Origin of the sequence: Bacillus sp. FSL K6-0069, from assembly GCF_038007785.1 — a bacterium.
Lineage (GTDB): Bacteria > Bacillota > Bacilli > Bacillales > Bacillaceae_G > Bacillus_A > Bacillus_A mobilis.
The window spans coordinates 4,492,735-4,516,965 of record NZ_JBBOXN010000001.1; the positions used below are offsets into that span (position 1 = coordinate 4,492,735).

The 24,231-nt window shown below is 37.3% G+C and carries 28 protein-coding genes; 7 read left to right on the forward strand and 21 right to left on the reverse strand.

The window, feature by feature from the left end; translation table 11 throughout:
* Nucleotides 1-31: 31 nt before the first annotated feature.
* The 7 genes from MHB74_RS23110 to MHB74_RS23140 form a co-directional block, all read right to left on the reverse strand.
* The gene (locus tag MHB74_RS23110; RefSeq protein ID WP_061676821.1) at nucleotides 32-988 is read right to left on the reverse strand and encodes an N-acetylmuramoyl-L-alanine amidase; all 957 of its coding nucleotides are present in this window, start codon (nucleotides 986-988) and stop codon (nucleotides 32-34) included.
* A 40-nt stretch (nucleotides 989-1,028) separates the two neighbouring features.
* A complete protein-coding gene (locus MHB74_RS23115) occupies nucleotides 1,029-1,373 on the reverse strand; it encodes a hypothetical protein (protein WP_061676820.1) in 345 nt (114 codons plus the stop codon).
* A gap of 194 nt (nucleotides 1,374-1,567) precedes the next feature.
* The gene (gene ytpR / locus MHB74_RS23120) at nucleotides 1,568-2,182 is read right to left on the reverse strand and encodes a YtpR family tRNA-binding protein (RefSeq protein ID WP_061676819.1); all 615 of its coding nucleotides are present in this window, start codon (nucleotides 2,180-2,182) and stop codon (nucleotides 1,568-1,570) included.
* Nucleotides 2,179-2,991 (reverse strand): DUF1444 domain-containing protein, encoded by an 813-nt coding sequence (locus MHB74_RS23125; protein WP_000784608.1) that lies wholly within the window; start codon nucleotides 2,989-2,991, stop codon nucleotides 2,179-2,181. Before MHB74_RS23125 ends, ytpR begins: the two co-directional genes overlap by 4 nt.
* Nucleotides 2,992-3,069: 78 nt before the next feature.
* Entirely contained in the window at nucleotides 3,070-3,384 is a 315-nt protein-coding gene (locus tag MHB74_RS23130; RefSeq protein ID WP_000838193.1) for a thioredoxin family protein, read from the reverse strand.
* 83 nt (nucleotides 3,385-3,467) lie between these two features.
* A complete protein-coding gene (locus tag MHB74_RS23135; RefSeq protein WP_061676818.1) occupies nucleotides 3,468-3,977 on the reverse strand; it encodes a DUF84 family protein in 510 nt (169 codons plus the stop codon).
* 261 nt (nucleotides 3,978-4,238) lie between these two features.
* On the reverse strand, nucleotides 4,239-5,312 hold the full coding sequence (locus MHB74_RS23140) for a M42 family metallopeptidase (RefSeq protein ID WP_002123132.1): 1,074 nt from the start codon (nucleotides 5,310-5,312) through the stop codon (nucleotides 4,239-4,241).
* Nucleotides 5,313-5,460: 148 nt separating this feature from the next.
* On the opposite strand from MHB74_RS23140, the gene MHB74_RS23145 reads away from it, so the two are divergent.
* On the forward strand, nucleotides 5,461-5,772 hold the full coding sequence (locus MHB74_RS23145) for a PepSY domain-containing protein (RefSeq protein ID WP_000118541.1): 312 nt from the start codon (nucleotides 5,461-5,463) through the stop codon (nucleotides 5,770-5,772).
* A gap of 174 nt (nucleotides 5,773-5,946) precedes the next feature.
* Here MHB74_RS23145 and MHB74_RS23150 read toward each other — a convergent pair whose 3' ends face one another.
* Both MHB74_RS23150 and trmB read right to left on the reverse strand, forming a co-directional pair.
* Nucleotides 5,947-6,801: a YtnP family quorum-quenching lactonase gene (locus MHB74_RS23150; protein WP_061676817.1), complete on the reverse strand. Its 855-nt coding sequence runs from the start codon at nucleotides 6,799-6,801 to the stop codon at nucleotides 5,947-5,949.
* A 69-nt stretch (nucleotides 6,802-6,870) separates the two neighbouring features.
* The gene (trmB, locus tag MHB74_RS23155; RefSeq protein ID WP_061676816.1) at nucleotides 6,871-7,524 is read right to left on the reverse strand and encodes a tRNA (guanosine(46)-N7)-methyltransferase TrmB; all 654 of its coding nucleotides are present in this window, start codon (nucleotides 7,522-7,524) and stop codon (nucleotides 6,871-6,873) included.
* A 232-nt stretch (nucleotides 7,525-7,756) separates the two neighbouring features.
* Here trmB and MHB74_RS23160 point away from each other — a divergent pair, with 232 nt between their 5' ends.
* Nucleotides 7,757-8,035: a YtzH-like family protein gene (locus tag MHB74_RS23160; protein ID WP_001122236.1), complete on the forward strand. Its 279-nt coding sequence runs from the start codon at nucleotides 7,757-7,759 to the stop codon at nucleotides 8,033-8,035.
* A gap of 3 nt (nucleotides 8,036-8,038) precedes the next feature.
* On the opposite strand, the gene MHB74_RS23165 is transcribed toward MHB74_RS23160, so the two are convergent.
* The 4 genes from MHB74_RS23165 to pepV form a co-directional block, all read right to left on the reverse strand.
* On the reverse strand, nucleotides 8,039-8,836 hold the full coding sequence (locus tag MHB74_RS23165; RefSeq protein WP_061676815.1) for a phosphotransferase family protein: 798 nt from the start codon (nucleotides 8,834-8,836) through the stop codon (nucleotides 8,039-8,041).
* Nucleotides 8,837-9,063: 227 nt separating this feature from the next.
* Nucleotides 9,064-11,205: a type I pullulanase gene (gene pulA / locus MHB74_RS23170; RefSeq protein ID WP_061676814.1), complete on the reverse strand. Its 2,142-nt coding sequence runs from the start codon at nucleotides 11,203-11,205 to the stop codon at nucleotides 9,064-9,066.
* 113 nt (nucleotides 11,206-11,318) lie between these two features.
* Nucleotides 11,319-11,864, reverse strand: a complete 546-nt coding sequence (gene thpR / locus MHB74_RS23175) for an RNA 2',3'-cyclic phosphodiesterase (protein ID WP_061676813.1) — start codon at nucleotides 11,862-11,864, stop codon at nucleotides 11,319-11,321.
* A 218-nt stretch (nucleotides 11,865-12,082) separates the two neighbouring features.
* Nucleotides 12,083-13,489 (reverse strand): dipeptidase PepV, encoded by a 1,407-nt coding sequence (gene pepV, locus MHB74_RS23180; protein WP_061676812.1) that lies wholly within the window; start codon nucleotides 13,487-13,489, stop codon nucleotides 12,083-12,085.
* Between the two features lie 357 nt (nucleotides 13,490-13,846).
* On the opposite strand from pepV, the gene MHB74_RS23185 reads away from it, so the two are divergent.
* Nucleotides 13,847-14,068, forward strand: a complete 222-nt coding sequence (locus MHB74_RS23185) for a DeoR family transcriptional regulator (protein WP_000805512.1) — start codon at nucleotides 13,847-13,849, stop codon at nucleotides 14,066-14,068.
* Between the two features lie 82 nt (nucleotides 14,069-14,150).
* Here MHB74_RS23185 and MHB74_RS23190 read toward each other — a convergent pair whose 3' ends face one another.
* Both MHB74_RS23190 and MHB74_RS23195 read right to left on the reverse strand, forming a co-directional pair.
* Nucleotides 14,151-14,879 carry a pseudouridine synthase gene (locus MHB74_RS23190; protein ID WP_061676811.1) on the reverse strand — a complete coding sequence of 243 codons (729 nt, stop codon included), beginning with the start codon at nucleotides 14,877-14,879 and terminating at the stop codon, nucleotides 14,151-14,153.
* Between the two features lie 41 nt (nucleotides 14,880-14,920).
* The gene (locus tag MHB74_RS23195; RefSeq protein WP_061676810.1) at nucleotides 14,921-16,573 is read right to left on the reverse strand and encodes a putative polysaccharide biosynthesis protein; all 1,653 of its coding nucleotides are present in this window, start codon (nucleotides 16,571-16,573) and stop codon (nucleotides 14,921-14,923) included.
* 297 nt (nucleotides 16,574-16,870) lie between these two features.
* Here MHB74_RS23195 and MHB74_RS23200 point away from each other — a divergent pair, with 297 nt between their 5' ends.
* Nucleotides 16,871-18,142: a BaiN/RdsA family NAD(P)/FAD-dependent oxidoreductase gene (locus MHB74_RS23200; RefSeq protein WP_061676809.1), complete on the forward strand. Its 1,272-nt coding sequence runs from the start codon at nucleotides 16,871-16,873 to the stop codon at nucleotides 18,140-18,142.
* Between the two features lie 242 nt (nucleotides 18,143-18,384).
* Nucleotides 18,385-19,824 carry an MDR family MFS transporter gene (locus tag MHB74_RS23205; protein ID WP_061676808.1) on the forward strand — a complete coding sequence of 480 codons (1,440 nt, stop codon included), beginning with the start codon at nucleotides 18,385-18,387 and terminating at the stop codon, nucleotides 19,822-19,824.
* Nucleotides 19,825-19,856: 32 nt separating this feature from the next.
* Here MHB74_RS23205 and MHB74_RS23210 read toward each other — a convergent pair whose 3' ends face one another.
* Together MHB74_RS23210 and MHB74_RS23215 are read right to left on the reverse strand one after the other, a co-directional pair.
* Complete coding sequence (locus MHB74_RS23210; RefSeq protein ID WP_000098837.1) at nucleotides 19,857-20,180, reverse strand: ArsR/SmtB family transcription factor; 324 nt, start codon at nucleotides 20,178-20,180, stop codon at nucleotides 19,857-19,859.
* A complete protein-coding gene (locus MHB74_RS23215; RefSeq protein ID WP_061676807.1) occupies nucleotides 20,181-20,612 on the reverse strand; it encodes an SRPBCC family protein in 432 nt (143 codons plus the stop codon).
* A 425-nt stretch (nucleotides 20,613-21,037) separates the two neighbouring features.
* Here MHB74_RS23215 and MHB74_RS23220 point away from each other — a divergent pair, with 425 nt between their 5' ends.
* Nucleotides 21,038-21,265, forward strand: a complete 228-nt coding sequence (locus tag MHB74_RS23220) for a DUF3973 domain-containing protein (protein ID WP_061676806.1) — start codon at nucleotides 21,038-21,040, stop codon at nucleotides 21,263-21,265.
* A gap of 34 nt (nucleotides 21,266-21,299) precedes the next feature.
* Here MHB74_RS23220 and MHB74_RS23225 read toward each other — a convergent pair whose 3' ends face one another.
* Together MHB74_RS23225 and MHB74_RS23230 are read right to left on the reverse strand one after the other, a co-directional pair.
* Entirely contained in the window at nucleotides 21,300-21,482 is a 183-nt protein-coding gene (locus MHB74_RS23225; protein WP_000621751.1) for a sporulation protein Cse60, read from the reverse strand.
* A 1-nt stretch (nucleotide 21,483) separates the two neighbouring features.
* The gene (locus tag MHB74_RS23230; RefSeq protein ID WP_000533797.1) at nucleotides 21,484-21,720 is read right to left on the reverse strand and encodes a DUF2553 family protein; all 237 of its coding nucleotides are present in this window, start codon (nucleotides 21,718-21,720) and stop codon (nucleotides 21,484-21,486) included.
* 256 nt (nucleotides 21,721-21,976) lie between these two features.
* Here MHB74_RS23230 and MHB74_RS23235 point away from each other — a divergent pair, with 256 nt between their 5' ends.
* Nucleotides 21,977-22,471: a CarD family transcriptional regulator gene (locus tag MHB74_RS23235; RefSeq protein ID WP_061676805.1), complete on the forward strand. Its 495-nt coding sequence runs from the start codon at nucleotides 21,977-21,979 to the stop codon at nucleotides 22,469-22,471.
* A gap of 72 nt (nucleotides 22,472-22,543) precedes the next feature.
* Here MHB74_RS23235 and MHB74_RS23240 read toward each other — a convergent pair whose 3' ends face one another.
* Complete coding sequence (locus MHB74_RS23240) at nucleotides 22,544-23,329, reverse strand: glucose 1-dehydrogenase (RefSeq protein WP_061676804.1); 786 nt, start codon at nucleotides 23,327-23,329, stop codon at nucleotides 22,544-22,546.
* A gap of 13 nt (nucleotides 23,330-23,342) precedes the next feature.
* On the reverse strand, nucleotides 23,343-24,200 hold the full coding sequence (gene glcU, locus MHB74_RS23245; protein ID WP_061676803.1) for a glucose uptake protein GlcU: 858 nt from the start codon (nucleotides 24,198-24,200) through the stop codon (nucleotides 23,343-23,345).
* Between the last annotated feature and the right edge of the window lie 31 nt (nucleotides 24,201-24,231).

Genomic DNA, 24,231 nt, shown 5'->3' on the forward strand with positions numbered 1-24,231 from the left:
GAAAAACGCACCCTTACATATAAGACTGCGTTTAAGCTTTACTCTTCCGATATTCCTCTACACTATCTGTTACACTTTGCAATAAAGAATTTACATACTGCGAGTCAGATAATTTTTTATCTTCTTCAGGATTTGACATAAACCCAAGTTCTAATAGTACACCAGGTACTTTGGACCAATTAAATCCAGAAAGATCATCCCTGAATTTAATTCCATTCACTTTCACTTGCTGATTCTCTCTCATTTTATTTACAATCGTTTGAGAGATTTGAAGACTTTCAGCATAAATCTCTTTCGTATACGGACTTCCTTCTGCCGGCGTTAATACAGCAAATCCACTTTGATTCGGATTTTCAGAACCATCTGCATGAAGACGTAAAAACAAGTTTGCCTTATGATCATTCGCAAATGTCGCGCGTTCTTTATTACTTATATCCACATCTTGTGACGTTCTCGTCATTAATACTTGTATTCCCTTTGCTTCTAACTTTTCTTTTAATACGAAAGCCATTTCTAATACGAGAACAGCCTCTCTTTTTTTCGTCACAACACCAGTTGTACCATCTGTTACTTTATATTTTTGCGTCGCTGCTCCTGGCCCAATCGGCTCTAAATTTAAATTCGCTTTTTGTTGATGCCCCGGATCAATAACAACGAGAAACTTCCCTTGTTTTTCATTACTCTCTACTTTTTGTTCATTATTTTGCAGTGGTTGCTCAGCTGGCTGCACTGGCGTAGCTTCCTCTTTCTTTTCCTCGGTAGGTACTTCCTCCTGCTTATGCCCCACTTGCTCAGTTGTTTGAACTGCTTGCGATTCTTCTTTCTTTTCTTGTTCTTCTTGCTGCTTTTCTACCGGTGCGTCTTCCTTGCTATCTTTGTTTTTTTCCTGCATAGAAGATGTTACTTCTTGTTTCGGCTCTTCTTGCGAACAACCGCCCATATATATGCCAATGAATGCAATCATGCTCATTATTTTTATATACTTCATATTTTTCTCCCATCACTTTGCACCGGTCTCAAAGTTTTTCTTATAATTGTTTTATAATCTCATCCATATTTCCAATGTGAACAGGTTGCCACGTCTCTGTACCACGCTCTGCAGTATAAACTAAATACGTATCATCAGACACATTTACGAAAACTGGATCCCCCATATCTGTTTCGTATCCGATAACAATCCATTCCTCTTTCCATTTTCCATGTTCTTCACTTATTAATGAATTTTTATATTTATCATATCGATAACCGGTTTGTCCTTTTTCTAATTCATTTTCACTAAACAAATATATTTCATAGGAACCTAACTCGATATCTTGTTGTTTTGAAGTTTCAATTCGTTTCAGAAGTTCTGCGATTTTTAGTTGTTGTTTCATACGTCTATCTCCTTCTATTTTTCTAAATTTTAACTAGTTTGTTTATAAAATACAATATTGATTTTAAGAAAAAAGGTGACATCCTTATGAATATGAACGATTTTCTACATATATCTATTACAACTCACAATATATTAACAATTCAATAGAAAAGAGAGGCTGTCCAAAAGGACAACCTCTCTTTTTTACATCAATTAAAATTTAAACTCTTGTCCAACTTCAAAGCTATCTTCTAATACAAGAATACCTTTTTCTTGTGGAGCATCTGGAAGCTCTAATTCACGTGCTGAGCAAATCATTCCTGAAGAAGGAACTCCGCGAAGTTCCGCTGGTTTAATTAACATACCGCTTGGCATTACAGCGCCGATTTTTGCAACGACAACTTTTTGTCCTGCATCAACGTTCGGTGCGCCACATACGATTTGTAATGTTTCTGTACCGATTTCTACTTTACAAATGTTTAACTTATCAGCATTTGGATGCTTCTCTTTTTCAGCTACATAGCCTACAACAAATTTCGGAGAAAGATCTGCTTCTACTGTTTCTTCAAAGCCGTTCTTCGCTAAAATTCCGTTGATTTGTTCTACAAGCTCTTTAGTTAACGTTAAGTTACCTGTTTCTTTTACTTCTAAGTAAGAAGATGCATGAAAGATGTTGAATCCTGCTGTTTCGTTGCTTTCACGATCGTATACACGTGCAACATCTCCTTTGCGATCAAAAGTACGGTTCTCTAAAGTAATATCTTGTAAGGCAACAATTAGAGTGTCACCAATTCCTTCAAGGTTGTAAAAAACGTTCACTTCGTTCATCCTTTCTCTTTTCCATCTGTCTTCTTCCGATTTTTCGCTAAAATAAAGATTGGTTCAAAGTCCCCATCTTCATATACGAATGAAAGTGATGTAATCGGAACATGCCCTTCGGCAAAAAATTTCATTGTCATTTGTGCAATAATATCATAACCGATTTCGTTGACGATATCAGCAATAATTAATACATCTTGGTGAGGAACAGCAACAACCATATCACCAGAAATTTTTTCCCGCATCGATTGTAGTAACGATTCGTTTAAAATACGCGTCGCATCATACCCATCATTTGTGTTTAAAAAGTAGAATGTATTCCCTGCTACTGTGTCTTGTTTAAATTCATAACCTAATGAGCGAGCGTTGAATAATGCCATTTCACGCACTTGTTGCTCTGTCAGTCCTAATTTTTGTAATAAACGTTCATCAATTAATCGATACGTTTTATTCGAATCTAACGCGTAGTAAATACGTGTTTCCGCCGTATGATCCGTCATAATAAACGGATTTCCTTCTTCTGCTTGTTTCGGGAAAGAAGTAGAGCGAATAACAGGTAAAATTTTCGCCGTGCTATTTTCTTCTTTATGCATCGCAATTAACGCTTCTTGTACGTAATAAGCAACCTCTTCAATTGCTTTTTCTTTATTCACTTCCCATTTTGCCACAACTCCTGGAAGCGATACGTTAATACCTTTTTTCGAGTCTTTTTGCTCTATACGTAGAACTTCTTTCTCGCTATCATACTGAAAGTCCCATTCCGGGCGAGATAATTTCTTCATTAACTCGTCTTTCATCTTTTTACTTGTCATCTTCATCTCTTTTTCCTCCCTTCCAAAAAAATAACCTCCCCCGCGAAGGTAGAGGTTGTTTTACAATTCAATTGGCAAATTGCCTTATTTTAAACCTTCAATAAACTCTTCGATTTGTTCTTGTGTTTTACGGTCTTTGTTTACATAGCGACCTGTTTCTTCACCTTTATTGTACGCTACAAAGCTCGGAATGCCAAATACGTCTAATTTTACGCATAGATCAATAAACTCATCACGATCTACATAGTAAAATGAGAAATCACTATATTTCTCTTCTACTTCTGGCATAAATGGATCTACAAAACGGCAGTCAGGGCACCATTCTGCTGAGAACATAAAGACTACATTCTCTTCATTTTTCAATTGTTGGAATTGCTCCATGCTTTCTAATGATTTCATCTATATTTCCTCCTCTAACGAGTGCATTTTTTCATGTTATAATCTTTCTTTTATACTACCATACATCGCGCATGGTGCAAGGTTTATGCTTGCTTTTCGTCATACTTATATTGCCCAACAAGTAACTTAACAACGTGTACAAATAATTCCGTACGGTCGACATAATCATCTGTAAAAATACCGATTGCACCTTCGTGACTACGAATATCTTTTCTCTGCACAAACTCTTCCATCACTTCACTTAACTCTTTGCCATCTTCAAGAGGTGCTAAAAAATCATCCGGTAACTTAATACGCGCCCCGCCGGCAACGAATGTTTTACCGTCACTTGTTGCTAGCGCGCCCCAGTTACACATAAATAAACCGTGCTCCGTTTTCATTACGCCGCCTTCTAGCCCAATACCAATTTGAGCTTCTCCTTCTTGCAGCGCTCGCTTCGCTCTATTAACCGCTCCTTGCATCGTCTCTTCATCTGAAAATGGCTGGTTCGCTACTCCTGAAGGAACAGAAAGAGATGTAATTATAGCATCATTCCAAACCTTCTCCACAGCTCCAACTTTCGTTTTATTCTTCGATCCAACTACTACTTTCATTTCATTCACCTCTATATACATTCATCATTTCGCCCTACTTAAATTAAACATCAATCACTACCATACATCACCGGCGCATCTATCCAATCTAAAAAAGAAGGTGGATTTCCTCACCATTGCCGACCTCGAACACAAAACAGCCTTCCTACCCAGTGTCTTAATACACCATTCGAGCACCAATTAGGCACTGACCGCCACCACACATGGATGGGTCATCTATTCAAGCCAAAAAAAGAAAGGCTCTTCAGCCCTTCTTCCTCTCTACGCGTTATTCTTAATTGTCTCTAACGTCGTTTTATCCGTTGCCCTTACAAGCTTCGTAATTAACTCTTTCGCTGCCGCATAATCATCAACATGTAAAATAGAAGCATGTGTATGAATGTAGCGCGCGCAAACGCCAATTACTGCTGATGGGATACCTGAGTTACTTGTATGTACACGGCCCGCATCTGTACCGCCTTGTGAAATAAAGTATTGGTACGGAATGTTGTGTGTTTCTGCTGTATCTAAAATAAATTCGCGCATTCCTCTATGTGTTACCATCGTACGGTCGTAAATACGAAGAAGAGCACCTTTTCCTAATTGACCGAACTGCGTTTTGTCACCAGATGCATCGTTTGCTGGGCTTGCATCAAGCGCATAGAAAATATCTGGTTGAATCATATTTGCAGCAGTTTGCGCACCGCGAAGACCAACTTCTTCTTGTACAGTCGCGCCAGAGTATAATGTGTTTGGTAATGTTTCGTCTTTTAATTCTTTTAGTAATTCGATTGCAAGGCCACATCCGTAACGGTTGTCCCAAGCTTTCGCCATAATTTTCTTTTCGTTTGCCATCGGCGTAAACGGGCAGATTGGCACGATTTGTTGTCCTGGTTTTATACCAATTTCAATCGCATCTTCATAGCTGTCTGCACCTATATCAATTAACATATTTTTTATATCCATCGGTTTTGCACGTTGCGCGTCACTTAATAAATGAGGAGGAATAGAACCAACAACCCCAATAACAGGACCATTCTTCGTCATAACTTGTACACGTTGTGCTAATAGAACTTGGCTCCACCAGCCGCCTAACGTTTGAAAACGAAGCATCCCGTTTTTCGTAATTTGCGTAACCATGAAACCTACTTCATCCATATGACCTGCTACAAGAACACGTGGGCCAGTTTCGTCCCCTTTTTTCAGACCAAATACGCTACCTAAACCGTCTTGCACAATTTCATCCGCATATTTGCTTAATTCTTGCTTCATAAAACGGCGTACATCATGTTCGAAACCTGATGCACCTTGTAATTCTGTTAACGTACGAAATAATTGTAATGTCTCTTTATTCACGAAGTCCCCTTCTTTCAAACCTTAGTAGAATACCTCTTTTATTGTAACGAAATTTTCGAAATGTTTCTAGTTTCTTCTTTTTTAGCTGTATTTGCTTTATAATTATTATTGGTACACTATTTTTATTTTATAGAATTGAGGTGAATATATGAGCTGGAAAGGTTTAGTAGCAGGTCTTGGCGTTGGATTTGCAGCTGGTTATCTTGTTGCAAACAAAGTCCAAGAACAATCCCATATTTCTTCAGAAAAAGCATTGAAAATGGTGAAACAAGCATTAAGTCATAAAGGTGAAATTACTGGCTCTTGGGTACATATGGTTCCAGAGACATTTGAAAAATATGATGTCGCATATGAAGTTTATCGCGGCGGTCTTACAACGATGTTAGATGATATACAAGAACGATTTGAATTTTTAGTTGATGCTAAAACAGGTACTGTTTTAGAGGTTATAGCAGCATAAAAAGGAGGGTTCCCATTAGGTGAACCTCTTATTTTTTAATTATGGATAGTAATTGAAATTATATCGGTGCAACTCAGTTTATATCGGCGTTTTTTGAAATATATCGATTTACCGACCAAAAAAGCCAATAATAAAAAGGTTGCCCCAACAGACTGCTGGAACAACCCCCTCTGTTTATGCTTCTATACTCGTTTTCCGCTCTATTTTTTCTACGATATGCCCTTCCTCATTCCACTTTACGGCACGGTAATATGCGTCATGATAAAACGTAAACCAAGCATCGTTTTCAGCGCCGTACTTCATCCACTTTTGCTTATTTTCAATCGATGTCATTGGATAATCATCGTATGCCATTACCCATAGTACATTTTGATGGGCGTGTGTCGGCAATAGGTCTGCTAAATGAAGCATCGTTTCACCTTTGCTTTCTAAAGCAATAACTGCATGTCCATCGCTATGACCGCCTGTATGCGCCATTTTTATTTCATCTGTAATTTCTATTTTTTGCTCAAACGTAATAACTTGATCTACAATTGGCTCCCAATTTTCCTTCCAATATGTATTACGTGATCTAATATTTGGGTTCCTCATTTCATTCCATTCTGTTTCGCTTACGTAAATTTTCGCATTCGGAAAAGCTGGTACAAGGTGATCACCTTCCCATTTTGTTAAACCAGATGCATGATCAAAATGAAGGTGCGTCATTAAAACGTAGTGGATATCTTCAGGCTTTAATCCTAGTTTTTCTAATGATTCATAAACCGATGATTCTTCGGTTACACCTTGATTTCGCTTCATCTTCTCATTCAATTTTCCGTTTCCTATTCCAGAATCAATGAGCATATTTCCGTCTTTCGTTTGCAAAAGTAACGGATCTGTTCGTAAATAAATATGATTTGTATCATTATGTTTATACTTACGTGACCAAAGTACTTTCGGCACAACTCCAAACATCGCTCCCCCGTCTAAATGTGTGTTCCCACCTTTTAGCCACGTCACTTTTATATCTCCAATTTGTAACTGTTCCATTACGCATCCCCCTTTTAAATTAATATTAACATAAAATTCTGATTGTTTTATCTACAAAAAACCTATGCATTACTGCATAGGCTCTGTACGATATGTCGCTTCCACTCGGTAAATACGATGACCTTTACTAGAGAATTTCTCTTCGTATTCAGTCATGATATTACCTTCATAATCACTATTATGAAGATCTAGGCTAAGGTAAGTTAATAACATACCATACTCAGCCATACTCATTAGAGAGTATTCAAATAAACCTTGGTTATCTGTTTTGAAATGAATTTCTCCGCCTTCTACTAACACTTCTTCATAATTGCGTAAAAATGTTTTATACGTTAAACGACGCTTCGTATGACGTTTCTTTGGCCATGGATCTGAGAAGTTTAAATAAACGCGATCAATCTCACCTTTTGCAAAGAAAACTGTTAAATCTTCAGCATCTTTATTAATTAACTTTAAGTTCGGTAATTCTTCTTCAATTAATTTATCAAGTGCATCTACAACAACACTTGTGAATTTTTCAATTCCAATATAATTAATATGCGGATTCGCTTTTGCCATATCATACATAAAGCGGCCACGACCTGTACCTACTTCAATATGAATTGGTTGTTCATTTCCAAATACTTCTTTCCAGTTACCAGCGCGCTCCTCTGGGTTTCCGATTACGATATGTGAATACTCATTAATTCGATCCATTGCATATGGTTTATGTCTTAAACGCATAGATGTTTCCCTCTCTTTACATAGCTATTTTAAAGGAATAATTCCTTCTTTCTGTTTTAATCAATCTACCAAACAAAAAACCAAGTACGTACGAGCACTCGGTCCGTTTCTTTCAAGTATAAGATGTACCATTTTGATAAAAACTACATACAGCATTAAACATTCCATGACGAAACAGCTTTTTCTCTTACATTTCTAGGGAGAGAAAAACAATCGAAAGGATGATCCGTTCATGCCAATTAATCAACAACATCAATTAGAAGTGCTGAAAGATATTTTAGTCAATCACCAAAGTGATTGTTGCGGGACAGTTTCTGAATGCGAGCAATTAGAGCGTCTCATTCAATCGTTACTCGCAAACGATAGTATAAGTAGTGACGCTAAAGCAATGCTAAACGATGTATATTCTTATAGTCAATCGGGTAAATCTTCCTCTAATTTGGACAACCACATTTCCAATAATCAAGAACAACTTACTCAGTGGATTGCTGGAATGGACAATTTTTCTTAAGTATTACTCCGAAGCAAGTAGTTGCTGTAAATATTGATGCCAATATTCAGCTTCTGCTTGCTGCTTTTTTGTTGTGTGCCATTGAATAGACAAAATCGTTTGCGCTATTACATACCACCTCATACGCCTAAGCAGCAATTCATCCATTTCAATATCATAATATTTGAGCCACTCGCTCCATTCGTGGCGCGGAATGTACCAATATAATAACATACCGAGATCTAGAGCTGGGTCAGCAATTACAGCTCCATCCCAATCAATTAAAAACAGTTCATCTTCATCCGACAATAGCCAGTTGTTATGGTTTACATCACAATGGCATACAACGAATTCATTGTGTTCAATATCTTTTAATGAATCCATTAAATATTGGAGGCCTTGCTGAATTGCTTCATCATCCCTTATATCTCCTCTTAAAACAAGTTGCAGTTGTTGTAATAACTCTTGTGCGTGAAGCGGCTGCTTCCCAAGTCTTTGAATCATCTGTACAAGCGCTTTAGAGGAGTGTATTTTCTTCAAAAGTTTTGCAACACGTTCTAGTTTCATATCCTCTGGCTCTAGCTTCTGTCCCGGAAGCCATTTTTGAGCAGAAATTACATCACCGTTCGTTACCCTTCTTGTCCAAAGTAATTTTGGAACAATTCCTTCTGCTGACAATACCGCTAAAAAGGGCGATGTATTCCGCTTTAAAAATAACTTCTGTTGTCCGTTTTGCGCAATATATGCATCGCCCGTTACTCCACCAGCCGGTACAAGACTCCACTCTTTTCCTAATAATTGTTCCAACCATTCCATATTCATTACCCGTTAACAAATCCTTATCTTTTATAGTTATGAAAAGAAAAACCGCAACATTTCTACACATGTTGTGGATTCATATATTTTACTGTAAATGAAAAGAAAACTTGGCATAAGCCAAAAACTCTCTATTTTATTTTACAAAACCAGTCATAGAATGACAACTTATCAAAATCGTCACCTTTGTCAATTCTACATTTATTACATTCTCATCGTCAAGTAGCGATTTGTCACATTATCGTCAATATATACGTGCTAATTGGAGCCAGCTGAAGTTCCTTTCCTCTAAATGAAGAAATTGGCTCTATTTTTGCTTGCTTTTCGTTTACTAACACATGCCACGTTTCTTCTTTCGGAAGTTGCACCGTTTTAGCTTCTAAACCGCTATTAAATAAAACTACAATCTCTTTCCACGGTCCAAACGATTCTGCATGCACTAGGTGATATGCAAGTACTTCTGGAGAGGTTTCCAAAAAAGTCATGTGCTTTTTTATAAGGTCTGCGTTTTGTAATCGGAATGCCCCGTGCTCTTTACGAATCGCAATTAAACCTTTTATATAGTTAACGGTCTCTATCTCGTTCTCTTTTTGATCCCAATCTAATTGATTAATTTCATCATTTGCATTATAACTATTTTCATTTCCTTGCTTCGTACGATAAAACTCTTGCCCCGCATGTAAGAATGGAATACCTTGCGAAAGAATCACCATTGCGCTCGCTAGAAGGTGACGTTTTTTTAGAATCTCTTCTGGCTCTTCATTACTGCGCATTAGTTTATCCCACATCGTCATATTGTCATGACATTCTACATAGTTAATACTTTGCACAGGCTCTAAAAACAAACCTGTTTCTTTCCTACTCAAAAGGCTTCCTGATGCTATATACTGCAAATGATTACAGTCTACATGCCCACCAAATGCAAAACCACGTTTATTTATATGAAAGGTACTCCCTTTTATTCCATCACGAAATTGATCATTAAATTGCGCAATATACGGCATTTTCTTTGCATTATTTAACGTTGCTTTTCCCTCTAGAGGAAGTGGTGTTTGTAGGTCCCACCCTTCTCCTAATAACAATGCATCTCGCTTTATGTTTCGCACTTCTTTTTCTATTATATTCATTGTATCGACATCTAAAATCCCCATTAAGTCGAATCGAAATCCGTCAACATTGTATTCAGTAAGCCAATATAAAATAGACTCCACAATGAATTTCCTCATCATTTTCCGTTCAGATGCTATATCATTCCCGACTCCCGTCCCATTAGAAGGCATCCCATCTTCGCCATGACGAAAATAATATCCTGGGACAAGTTTTTCAAATGATGATAGCTCTCTTTCATACACATGATTATATACAACATCTACAATCACCCTAATGCCATGCTCATGAAATGTTTCGATCAACTGTTTACACTCTACTATCCTGTTATACGGATTAGAGAGGTCTGTAGCATAATATCCCGTTGGCGCATTGTAATATAATGGATTGTAACCCCAATTATATGCAGAGGAAGGATTCGCCTCATCTACACCACCGAAACAATATAAAGGTAATAATTCAACATGTGTAACACCCAAATCTTTTATATGAGACAAGCCTGTTAACGTCCCATTTCGCCCTGTTGTTCCTTCTTCCATTAGCCCCTTATATGTTCCTTTTTTACTCACTCCGCTGCCCGGATGAATAGTAGCATCGCGAATATGCAGTTCATACAATATGGCATCTGTCATTGCCTGTAATGGTGGTAATTGCACTTTCTTCGTTACATTTGTCTTTTCTAAATCGATAACAACGCCGTACTTCCCATTTACAGTCACTGACTTTACGTAAGGGTCCACCGCTTCATTCCATATTAAATTAATACAAACAAGAAATGTATACTTTGCTCCAGCTAAATCGCCTTGTAATGTATGAGTCCAAACTCCATTTTCTCCTCTGTACATTTCATGATCGCTATATTCTTTATCACTTTTATAAATCCTTACTTTCGCAAGCCTCGCAGTTGGAGCCCACACTTTAAATGTCGTTGCTTCTTTTTGATACACAGCCCCTAAATCGGTACCTTCGTAATAATACTTTTCATCGAAAATCGCTGTTCTTATGACAGCACCTATTTGTAAATCTGTTTCTTCATTCCGTTCATCTCGTACTGTATAATACTTCCCCACATCTAGCGGCTCTTCTATAAAGCACTCATACTTCGTTGCATCCGGAAGCGCAATTGTATGAGCAATCGGTAAATCTTTCACGTTACTTCCTTCTTGCAAACGAAATGTCCGACTTGTTCCATACGCATGTGGGAGCAAAATTGTAATTTTATTCATTTCATCTAAATAGGCATCAAATGGACGTTTTACTTTCAACATAAAAAAATCACCATCATTCTTAAAGTTAAAATGAAACGAGCTGCAAAGCTCTATACAGTAACACATTATTCTTTATAGTATATTCACCTGTATAAAAAACGTTTTCATACATTCTATTTTTGTAATTTTATTTCAGCAATCGCTTTATACTTCGGTGTCTCCTTCACGTGAGATTCGTATAAAGTAATTGTATCCGCTTGAAATGATATTTCTGGCACTTCCTTTATATGTTCTAAATCAAACTTCTCTTCTCCTACCCATTTACGAGCAACAGTAATATGCGGATGATATGGGCGCGTTTCTAAAGAAAATCCATTCCCTTCACAAATAGCGTGTACTTGCTTTTGTAACTGGAACAAATCGTGACTCTCACTTACCTTCGACCCAAAAATACGTGGCCTATCTTCCATACCAAACGTTGAAAATCCTTGTAATGTGAAAGATAGTTCCTTTGTTTCTGTAAGTGTTTGTAATCCATTCTTTATTCCTTCTAATTGTTCCTCTGTCGCACTTCCTAAAAATGAAAGGGTAATATGGTAGTCTTCTTTATGTACCCATGAACGAAATGGTAATTCTCCCTGCATTTCCTCTTTATAGTTAGACAGCACTTCTTTTATATGATTTGGTAAAGTGATTGCGACAAAATAATGCGTCTCCATGTACATCTTCTCCTTCTTTCTATTGTTGCTTTTCTTTCGTATCTCATTCAATGAAAAAGAATCAAACTTTCCTAACAGTCTAACCAAGTTAAGATTGCAATACGAAATGAAATTATATCGACATTTCGACAAGAAATATCGCCTTACCAACAAACGATACGTAACAGAAAACCGTCCCAAAATATGTATCGGGACGGCTCTTATTATTTATATATCTATTACTTCGCTAATTCATGAATTGCTTGTGCGTAAATTGCTGTCGCTTTTAATAAGTCTTCAATTTCAATGTACTCGTCTTTTTGATGCGCAAGTTCTTCTTTTCCAGGGAATAGCGGACCAAACGCAACGCCAGCTTCCAATGAACGAGCGTAAGTACCGCCGCCAATCGCTAATAGTTCTGCTTTTTCACCTGTTTGTTCTTCGTATACGCGCTGCAACGTACGAATTAATACGTGGTCTTTATCAACGTGATGCGGACGAGAATTTGAATAATCCGCTACTTCAAATCCATGAGTACCAACGTATTCTTTTAACTTCGCAATCATCTCTTCAAAGTTAGTCGTAACTGGGTAACGTACGTTTAATCCTAAATTACCACCAGTCTCTTTCGTATAAGAAAGACGACCAACATTCACTGTTAACGGACCGCTAACTTCATCTTTATAGGCGATAGTAGCCTTTTCACCATAAATATCACCAGTAAATGTCTCTGTTGCAAATGTTGCAAACGAAGCTCCTTTTCCATCAAGAGCGACTTTCGTTAAGAAGTTTGCTAGTAATAAACCTGCATTCTCGCCCTTCTCTGGAGTAGATCCGTGAGCTGAAATCCCTTTAATTTGCAACGTCACCGTATTACCTTCTACAATTGCTTCACCTATTTTTTTAGCAGTTTGTAAATACTCTTCATATGCTACTGTAAGTGCATTTACATCTTCTCCTGTAATAATCGCTTCTGCAAAATCAGGAACCATATTTAAACGGCGACCTGATTCAAATGAAACAAGTTCATATGTACCTTTCTTCTCTTCACTACCACTTTGCACAACTTGTATATCAGAAATTCCTTTTTCTGCATTAATAATTGGAAAATCCGCGTCTGGCGCAAAACCGATTGTTGGCATTTCTTCGTTTTTAAAATAGTGATCTACACATTTCCAATTACTTTCCTCATCTGTTCCTAAAATCATACGAACTCGTTTTGAAAGAGGTAAACCTAATTCTTTCACAATTTTCATCGCATAATAAGCTGCCATCGTTGGGCCTTTATCGTCAATTGCACCACGTGCAAAAATCTTTCCGTCGCGAATATCTGCACTATATGCAGGAGTCGTCCAGCCATCTCCTTCTGGTACAACGTCAACGTGACAAAGAATACCTACTAATTCTTCTCCTTGTCCCATTTCAAGATGACCTGCATATCCTTCTAAATTTTTAGAAGTAAAACCTTCAGCTTCTCCTTTATGTAACATGAAAGATAACGCTTTTTCTACGCCTTCACCGAATGGTGCGCCCTCTTTCGCCGATTCTTCTTCCCATACACTTTTAATTTGTAAAAATTGTTGTGTATCACGAATTAAATCTTCTTTTCGTTTTGCAACCTCTTCTGTCCAATTAATTGCTGACATCACGCATCCATCCTTCACTATATTGTTTCTTTCATCATAACAAACCGAAATCTCTTATGCTATACACGAAACTTAAATACCGAACAATTGTAATATTTCAGATATTTCCCATTAGTTTTTCTTTTATTTTTTCAAAAAAATTTGCAGGAATTTGGCGTTTTACGTAGAATTTTATGTGTTAGTTGACTGACCATATATACAATGTCAACTACCAATATTTTTCTATATGAATATTTGTTAAACTTTTGTAAAATTTAAGTAGATTAAAGCATGAATTTTATCATGTAGAGTACAATGGTAGTAACGACCTTCTTTCCTGAATGGGGTCAAAAAAACTAGTAGAGGAGTGGTTTTCTCTTGAAACCTACAACTACTCGTATGCTAACACGCATTAAATCAATTTATATGTACATCAATGAAAACGGAACGGTAACGACGAAAGACCTTGTAGATGAGTTCGGGATCACACCGCGAACGATACAACGTGATCTAAATGTGTTGCAGTTTAATGAACTCGTGTATAGCCCTTGCCGCGGTAAGTGGACAACAACAGGAAAGAAAGTGAGAATGACCTCATAATGAAAAAATAATTGTATGTAAATAAATACATACCCCTTTCTAACTCATTAGAAAGGGGTCTTTTCTGCGCCGAAAAACAGCACTATTTCTCAGTATCTACTTGATATGTTTTTAACATTTCTACTTCTTCATCTGATAGCTCTCGGTATTCTCCAAGTTCTAACTCTGCATCTAATACTAACGGTCCCATCTCTGTTCTCTTTAGGTAGACTACTTTTTTCCCTACCGCTTCAAACATACGCTTCACTTGATGGAACTTTCCTTCTGTAATGACAAGCTCAATTTCAGAAACCTCATCGCTTTTTAATATTGTAAGTGCACCTGGCTTTGTTTCATAGCCATCATCTAAAATAACACCTTTAGCAAACTCTTTTACATCCTCTTCTGTTACGACTCCTGCAACGTGTGCATAATATTTTTTCGGCACATGCTTTTTCGGAGATAACAATTGATGTGATAACTTCCCGTCATTTGTTATCAATAAGAAACCTTCCGTATCAATATCAAGTCTTCCAACTGGGAACGGATCAAAGATTGCATCTTCTAACTCTAATAAATCTATTACTGTTTCATGATTATCATCTTCTGTCGCTGAAATAACGCCTTGTGGTTTATGCATCATTAAGTAAACAAACTCTTTATATTCCACAACTTCACCGTGAATCATAACTTCTTGTTCTTCTACATTTACATGAACCTTTGCATCTTTCACTGGCGTTCCATCAATTTTCACAACGCCGTCTTTCAATAATTTCTTTACTTCTTTTCTACTTCCATATCCCATATTCGCTAATAATTTATCTAATCTCACGCTTTTCACCTTCTTTGTTTATCATAGAAAAGGGGACGTAATTACGCCCCTTTTGATTTCAACTTTATTTTGAATCTATTGCCAAGTTTACGTTGGATTTTCTCTAACGCTTCTCCGCCAAATACTCTTTCCAGTACTCCTGTGCGAATCGCTAACAATCCGTACACAAGACCACCAATACCTGCACAAATCACAACTGTAATAAGAGCACCCATTCGTCCATCAGGCGAAATCATGAAGGATAGAATCCATTGTGATAACTTTACAGCAATGACCATTACAAGTGTTAATACTGCAATTTGGAATGTTCTCTTATATACAACACCAAATGAATAGTGTACATGTTTTTTGATTTGTCTATTCGTATACCATACAGAAGCTAAGAATCCGACTGCTGTTGCTAAAATTGCTCCAACTGTACCGAAATAACGAATAAAGATTACGTTACATACAAATTTCAAAATAACACCCATAATAAGCGCGACAATCGCATGTTTTTGTTGGTTAATCCCTTGCAGAATTGCTGCTGTTACTGTAAATAAAGCGAATAACAACGCAACCGGTGCATACCACATTAACACTTGTCCACCTAATGGATCTGAGTCATAGAACGCAGTATAAATTGGATATGCAAGTGTTGAAATACCGACAACCGCTGGCAATGTTAAGAACATATTTGCCTGGAATGTTTGTGTAATTTGTAACTTTAAATAACGGTATTGTTTTTCAGTAAATGATTTTGTAATCGCTGGTACAAGCGTTAAACTAAACGCTGTTGCAAGTGATACAGGAATCATAATTAATTTATGCGTCCACATTGTGAAAATACCAAGTGCTCGCTCTGCGATATCACCTTGGCCAATCGCTTGCATAATTGAGTTAAATGTCAATGTATCAATTTGTTGATATAAAGGAATTGTTAACCCAATTACAACGTAAGGAATCGCATATGCAAATAATTCTTTAAATAATTGAACAGTACTCACTGTCGATTCTGGTACAGTTTGTTCAATTAAATATTGATCCAAATGTTTTTTACGTTTTAACCAGTACCAAATTAATACGCCGAGTGCTCCAACTGCTGAAACGAACGCAGCAAATGTCGCTACCCCAACCGCTGTTGCAACTGTACCGCCAAGTACTTTAATAACGATAAAACTACCCGCTAATAAAAAGACGATACGAATAATTTGTTCAATAATTTGCGAAACAGTAGTCGGTCCCATAGATTGGTGACCTTGGAAATAACCACGAATTAAACTCGCTGCTGGTACAACAATAAGTGCAAAACTTACAAGACGAATAATCGTCGTAACTTCTTCTACATTACTGTGTATACTTTGTTTACCAAGCATTGCTTCTGCAAACAATGGCGCCGACATATATAGAACTAGGAATGAAAGGACTCCTGTTACTATCATCATAACCATTCCCGAGCGGAACATTCTCCGGCTCGTTTTATAATCGCCAAGCGCATTATATTTGGAAACAAATTTTGAAACAGCAAGCGGCACCCCTGCCGTTGCAATACTTAAAAAGATCGTATATGGAATGTATCCATATGTATAGAGCGTTCCGCCTTCTGTACCTACTAATGCATGAAACGGAAAGACGTAAATCATGCCTAAGAACTTTACTAAAAATGTCCCTAACGTAACAATAAGCGTCCCGCGCAGAAATTTCGAATCGGACATACAAAAATCCTCCTACATCTACATAAAGTGAAACTATAATTTGCAGGGAAGGTGTTCACTCCCTACTCTTTATTAGTTGAACTATTCGAGCATTTACGGGCTATCAAATCCCTTTTTATTTCTCTTACATCACAAGGTTTTCATCTTATGGCCCACAAATAGCAGGATAGTGCTGAACTCTAACTTTTGTATTGTACCACAATTCTCTCATTAAGCAGTACTTCACTCTATTTTTCTTTTAAGGGAAAACATGCTATTCTTTTAGGCAGGAAATGTAGAAAATGAGGTCGATATATTATGCATTATGATGTTATTGTCATCGGCGGCGGGCCTTCTGGGCTAATGGCTGCAATCGGTGCTGCAGAAGAAGGCGCAAATGTCTTACTTCTTGATAAAGGAAATAAACTAGGACGTAAACTTGCGATTTCTGGTGGTGGCCGTTGTAACGTAACGAACCGTCTACCACTTGATGAGATTGTTAAACATATACCAGGAAATGGCCGCTTCTTATACAGCGCTTTTTCTATTTTCAATAATGAAGATATTATTACGTTCTTCGAAAATCTCGGTGTAAAACTGAAAGAAGAGGATCATGGTCGCATGTTCCCTGTATCAAATAAAGCACAATCAGTAGTAGATGCACTTTTAACACGATTAAGAGACTTAGGTGTAAAAATCCGTACGAATACACCTGTTGAAACGATTGAATATGAGAACGGTCAAACGAAAGCAGTCGTACTGCAAACTGGCGAAGTGTTAGAAACGAATCACGTCGTTATCGCTGTTGGCGGAAAATCTGTTCCTCAAACTGGTTCTACTGGAGACGGATATGCTTGGGCTGAAAAGGCTGGACATACTATTACAGAATTATTCCCAACAGAAGTACCAATCCTTTCAAACGAACCATTTATTCGTGATCGCTCCTTACAAGGTCTTGCTTTACGCGATGTAAATTTAAGCGTATTAAACCCGAAAGGAAAAGCTATCATTTCTCACAAAATGGACATGCTCTTCACTCATTTCGGCCTATCTGGTCCTGCTGCTCTTCGCTGTAGTCAATTTGTCGTGAAAGCACTGAAAAAGTTTAAAACGAATACGATTCAAATGAGCATCGATGCATTGCCAGAAGAAAATAGTGAACAACTATTCCAGCGCATGCTGAAACAAATGAAAGAAGATCCGAAAAAAGGAATTAAAAACGTTTTAAAAGGTTATGTACCTGAACGTTACTTCCTATTCTTATTAGAAAAAAATGAAATTGACGGTAGTGAACAAGCTGGACAAGTTTCTCACGAGAAGATTCGTGCACTTGTGAAAGACTTTAAAGAGTTTACTGTGAATGTAAATGGTACGCAGTCAATTGAAAAAGCATTCGTTACTGGCGGCGGTGTATCCGTTAAAGAAATTAACCCGAAAGAAATGTCTTCTAAATTCACGAACGGCGTATATTTCTGCGGAGAAGTTCTTGATATCCACGGTTATACTGGCGGATATAATATTACATCTGCTCTCGTTACTGGTCGAATTGCCGGAACTACAGCTGGAGAAAATGCGAAAATGAAATATTAAAAAAGAAACAGGGATTCCTGTTTCTTTTTTTATAGGTACATGAAGTTATATCGGCGATTTCTCAAATATATCAGCGATTCTGCGACTTATATCGGCGATTTTTCAAATATATCGACTTACCGACAAGAAGCGACAAATATACGCTCCACCTAACTTCCCATTGCTTTTTTGTTGCTTTATATACCTTAGTACCTTTATATTTTATATTGTTGAATATTTGAAAAAGGGTAAGGGGAAAAAATATGAGAAAAAAAGTCATGATGTCTTTAATGCTAATGACGTTTCTTTCTGCGGTAGAAGGAACGATCGTTAGTACAGCAATCCCTCGTATAACGAGTGATTTGTCAGGCGTCGAACTTGTTAGTTGGGTATATGCAATTTATATGCTTGCAACAGCAGTTTCGACTCCAATATACGGAAAGCTCGCTGATTTATTCGGCCGTAAAAAAGTTTTACTTATCGGAGCTACTATCTTCTTAATTGGTTCTGCACTTTGTGGAGTCGTTACATCAATGGAACAATTGATCTTCTTCCGCGCTCTTCAAGGTATTGGGGCTGGTGCTGTTATGCCGATCACAATGACGATTATCGGCGACTTATATAGCGAAGCAAGAGACCGCGCGAAAGCACAAGGCTGGATGAGTGCCGTTTGGGGTGTATCTGGTGTTATCGGACCGTTAGTCGGCGGATTTTTAGTTGATTCTCTTTCTTGGCGTTATATTTTCTTCTTAAACGTTCCATTTGGAATTATCGCTTGCTTAATGATCGCCATTTATTACAAAGAATCTATTAAATCATCTAAGCAACATATCGATTATCTTGGGGCTACAGTCTTTTCATTAAGCACAATCGCTTTACTATACGCATTATTAACAGGTAGCAGTAAGCAAAACTGGGGAGACATAACAATTATCGGCCTATTAATCTTCGCCGTCGTTTCATTCATTATTTTCTTATTCATCGAGAAAAAATCTCCGGAACCATTAATTCCGTTAGCACTTTTCTCTAACCGTACATTATCTACGATAAACATACTAACTCTCATTGCCGGTGCCATGATTATTAGTATTACAGTATACCTTCCAATCTGGAGCCAAGGTGTATTAGGAAAAAATGCGACAGAAGCCGGACTCATTTTAATGCCGATTCCTGTTATGTGGACATTCGGTGCCATGTTCTCAGGTAACTTAGTTGGCAAATTAAAAACGAAACAAATCATTTTACTTGGAGCTAGCATTTTATCAGTCGCTACGTTCTTATTATTTACATTATCAACAAATTCACCATCGTTCCTTATTTATGTAGCAGTCGGATTATTCGGCTTAGGAATGGGGCTTGTGACACCGATTTACATGGTAACAATTCAAGCCGCCGTACCAGCTCATACACGCGGAACAGCCGTTGGTTTAAACACATTTATTAATACATTTAGTCAAACATTAGGTGCTGCAATCTTTGGAACTATCTTCAATACGATGATTCACGCACGTGGTATTAAAAATCTTGATCTTGTATCTGGTGGCGGACACGGAGGAACTACAGCAAATGTAGTAACCGAATCGCAAGAGGCATTAGCATCAAGTGTACACGTCATTTATATGAGTACTTTCGTATTAGCAGTATTCACATTAATTATCGCTTGGCTTTTATTAAAGCCAGCTACACAAACAAGTGAGCAATAATAAAGAGGATGACCAAAACGGTCATCCTCTTTTTATTCTTCATTCTCCACAATATGTTTCAGCATGGACAATTTATTATCCCAAAAACGCTCATAATACGAGAGCCATTGTTGTAATTCCTCTAATGGTTCCGGATGCAAGCGATATATCTTCTCTCTTCCGCTTTTTCTTCCGCTTACTAGATTCGCTTCTGAAAGAATATGAAGGTGCTTTACAACCGCAGTACGACTCATCGGAAAATGATCCGTTATTTTTGAAATCGGTAACTCTTTATCACTTAATAACCGTATTACTTCTCGGCGGGTTGGATCAGCAATTGCTTGAAATACATCGTATTTCGCTGCCGATGAGGACACTTAGCCTTCGACAACCTTTTTCAGTTTTTCATTTACAATCGCTACCCAGCCGCCGCTCATTCTTTCGTGAATAATAGAGCTCTTCGCATTTGGTTTTGGAAGGATTTCATCAGGATGTTTCCAGCCGCCGTGAATTAACGTAAATTCTGTTTTATTATCTCCTAGGTCTTTCAGATTAAATGAAACGACCCAGCCATCTGTATCCCATGAGAAAGATAGATGGTTTGGCTCATCAATTTCTAACACTTTACATGGCGATGGCCCAAATGGTGATTGCACATGAAATTCATGTCCTACCTCTAATGCGAAATCATTTGGCATAAACCATGACGCGATTCCATCTGCAGTTGATACTACATTCCATACTTTTTGAATAGACGCGTTGAAAACGATTGTTTGTTTAATATCATTTAATGTATTTTGTTGTTCCATTCTCATTCTCCTTTATTCAGCGATAAAATATAACACCTTTTGGTTACATTTAGATAATATAACACCTTTTAGTTTCATGTCAACTTTAATTCTTTTTTTACTGTTGAGAAATTCTCAACATTTTTTCAACAGGACAAACACCCTCTCAGCATTCCTTCATAAGATACTCACAAAGGCAACAAAAAATAAAAACTTCTCTCAACATGAAACTCCATCATTCATCTTGAAAGAAGAGCCTTACGTATATCATGCGTATTTCGTCTCTCCTCCTTCCCTCGGGGACACTACGCGAGATATGAAAAATCAGAAGGAATATGCCCACCATTTGAGTAGGTAGTTATTTCTCTTCTCCTCAACATTTCCTTAGGAGCGAAATGACTACCGACTCACTTTTTTCAAACAAAAATAAAAAGGGGATGAAAGCTATGTTCTATTGCATTAACTGCTCTGATATTCATCATGAAAAACATCCGAATGATAAAGTATTCAAAAACGGTTTTTATATTGATCCATTTTTAGGTGATCGTTATCACCTTGGTATGTGTACAGATGCCCAAAACCATGAAACAGAGGAGCCTCTTTTAACGACAAAGAAATTAGGTACACCCCAATCTATTATGAACGTATTACCGACACATGTTGTCCCAACATAAAGCATAAAAAAGAGCTGGCTCACCCAGCTCTTTTTTATGCTTTATAAACGATCATTGCTGAAAAACAATAAATTTGGTTCTCATCATCGTTAATGGAAACACCAACTTGATACTTAATATCTACAAAGTTACTATCATCAATCTTTTTCAAAAACACATTTACAGCGTCTTCTAAGTCTTTTTCGTGACTTTCGTCAAACACTTTCACACGAATCATGTTAACACCATCCTAGATCGCAGCCCTCCGCCGCTTGATTATTGCCACGGTGCGTATCTATGATGCGATAAAATTTTCCGTCTTCATATATATATCCGTCTTCTAACACATATTGTTTACCTTCAGTATAGACATAAAACTTACCTATCATAAATTTACTCGTATATAATTCCAAACAATCTGGTCTAAATTTAGCTACAACTTTATTTGTAATATCAATTTTTATTGTGCGCCCCACCTTCTCTCCCTCCTTTGCAAAGAACGGATTTAGGTATATTGTATTAGCGATTTTACATTTTATGCTTAAAAATAAGTGGATATGCCTCCCTTCTTCACCTGTACTATTTTTCTAAAAAAATCATTAATAAGTAAGAGCAAAAAAATATATATATAAAAAGAGATTTTACTTATTGACTCGAATATAATTATTATGGTATTATATAAAATTTGACATATTTATCATCTTGTGCTATCATTAAAGGTGGTAACCACATATGGAGGTGGATGATTTGTTTCAAATTGGTGATAAAATCGTTTATCCAATGAACGGCGCAGGAGTCATCGAAGCCATTGAAGAGAAAGAAATATTAGGAACAATACGTCAATATTGTGTGATACGTATCATTAGTAAAGATATGCAAGTAATGCTTCCTATGGATCAATTACAAAAATCAGGTATTCGTTATATCGTAGATAAAGGTACGTTAGATGGTATACTTCTTGACTTTCAAAACGGGGAATCAGACACATCACTTTCCTGGAAACAAAGATATACAATGAATATGGAGAAAATGAAAAACGGCAATCTGCAAGATAGTGCAGAAGTTGTTCGCGATTTACTTCGCCGCAATAAAGAGAGAGCTTTAAATGCGAGCGAAAAACAAATGCTAGATAATGCCCGAAAAATGATGATTAGCGAAGTTGCACTCGTACAAAATGTTTCTGAACATCAAGCAACAGAATTTCTTCAAGATACAATTAATCATTAAATTTAAAATAGCTGGCCGCTATTTTTTTTTGTAAAAAAAGGACAAAGAGCTAAAACTCTTTGTCCTTTTCTATTACCCACGCCCTGCTTGGAACGATGGATATAACGTCATTCCACCATCTGCAAATAACGTAATTCCAGTTACGTAACTTGCCTCTGATGAAGCGAGCCACGTTGCAACAGCTGCAATTTCTTCCGGTTTTCCGATGTAACCCATCGGTATCATACTTTCTACGTCAGCACGTTTTTTAGGATCAGCAAACTTCTCTGCATTAATTGGCGTATTTATTGCACCTGGGCCAATATTATTTACTCGAATACCTTTTGGTGCATATTCTAATGCTAACGTTTCTGTCATCAGTTTAATGCCACCCTTACTGGCCGCATAGTGCACAAATAGCGGCCACGGAATTTTCTCATGAACACTAGACATATTAATGACAGACCCTTTAATATCATGTTCTACAAAATATTTAATCGCTTCACGGCTTCCTAAAAAAGCACCTGTTAAATTTGTATTGATTACTTTATTCCAATCTTCGAGCGGCATTTCATGTGATGGTACCGAATTTTCTATCCCTGCATTATTAATCATAACGTCAAGTGTACCAAACTCTTTCACAGCAGATTGAATGAGGTTCACAACATCAGATTCATTCGTGACATCTCCTTTTACAGCAATCGCTTCTCCGCCTACTTTTTTAATTTCTTCTAATACATCATGCGCTTCTGACTCTCGTGAGCGATAGTTAATAACCACCTTTGCTTTCTCCTTAGCAAACCTTACTCCCATCGCTCTTCCAAGACCAGTTGCCGATCCTGTAATAACGACAACTTTCCCTGCTAAATCACTATACATTTCAATACCCCCTTTAACTTTTTGCAACACCTAACATAATTCCGGCTGCAATAATAAAAACGATACCGGCAACAATCCCCATTAATTGGCGTTTCGTTTTCTTTTCACCTAATATAAGAATCCCGCCAAGCGTTGAAATAATAATTCCCATTTGTGATAGTGAGAAACTTGTTGCCACTCCAACACGCGGCTGTGAAATGAATAAAAACATATTTCCAGCTGCCCAAATTAATCCTGGAATAATATTTCGTATCGCATATTTATTAAATGGATGATGTTTGAACGTAAGCAAAATGCCTCCTAACACCATACCAACTGCTTGTGGCAATAAAGCTGACCAACCATCTACATTAAATAGTCTAATTACTACTACGTAAACTAAATAACCGACTGTTGAAATCAATAAAATGATAATACCTCTTTTAAAATTTCCCGCTTGCTCTGCACTCTTTTCTTCCTCACTTTGAAGTGATGTTAAAATAACACCGATAATAATACAAACGAGTGCCAAAACGCCAAGGACGACTGATATTGTCGTGGACCACTCATGAAATACGATGACTCCAAATAAAGTCGTCGCAACTAATTGCAGTCCTGTCGAAATGGGCATTGTTCTCGAAACGCCCATTAAATCAATACTTTTTAATTGATTCGCCTGTCCAAGTGCCCAAAATAAACCTGACACAATCCCAACTCCAATAACAGTAGGAGTTAATACTGGCTTCACAAAAATATAAACAATAATCGAGAAAATAAGTGCGCCAAGCGTTGTACCGAGCGTTTGACTATACGGTCCCCCACCCAGTTTCACGTTAAATAGCACAATACTTCCCCAAAATAGAGCCGGTAAAATCGCTAAAAGTATGTCCATCGCTCATTACCTTTCTTTACTGAATGTCATG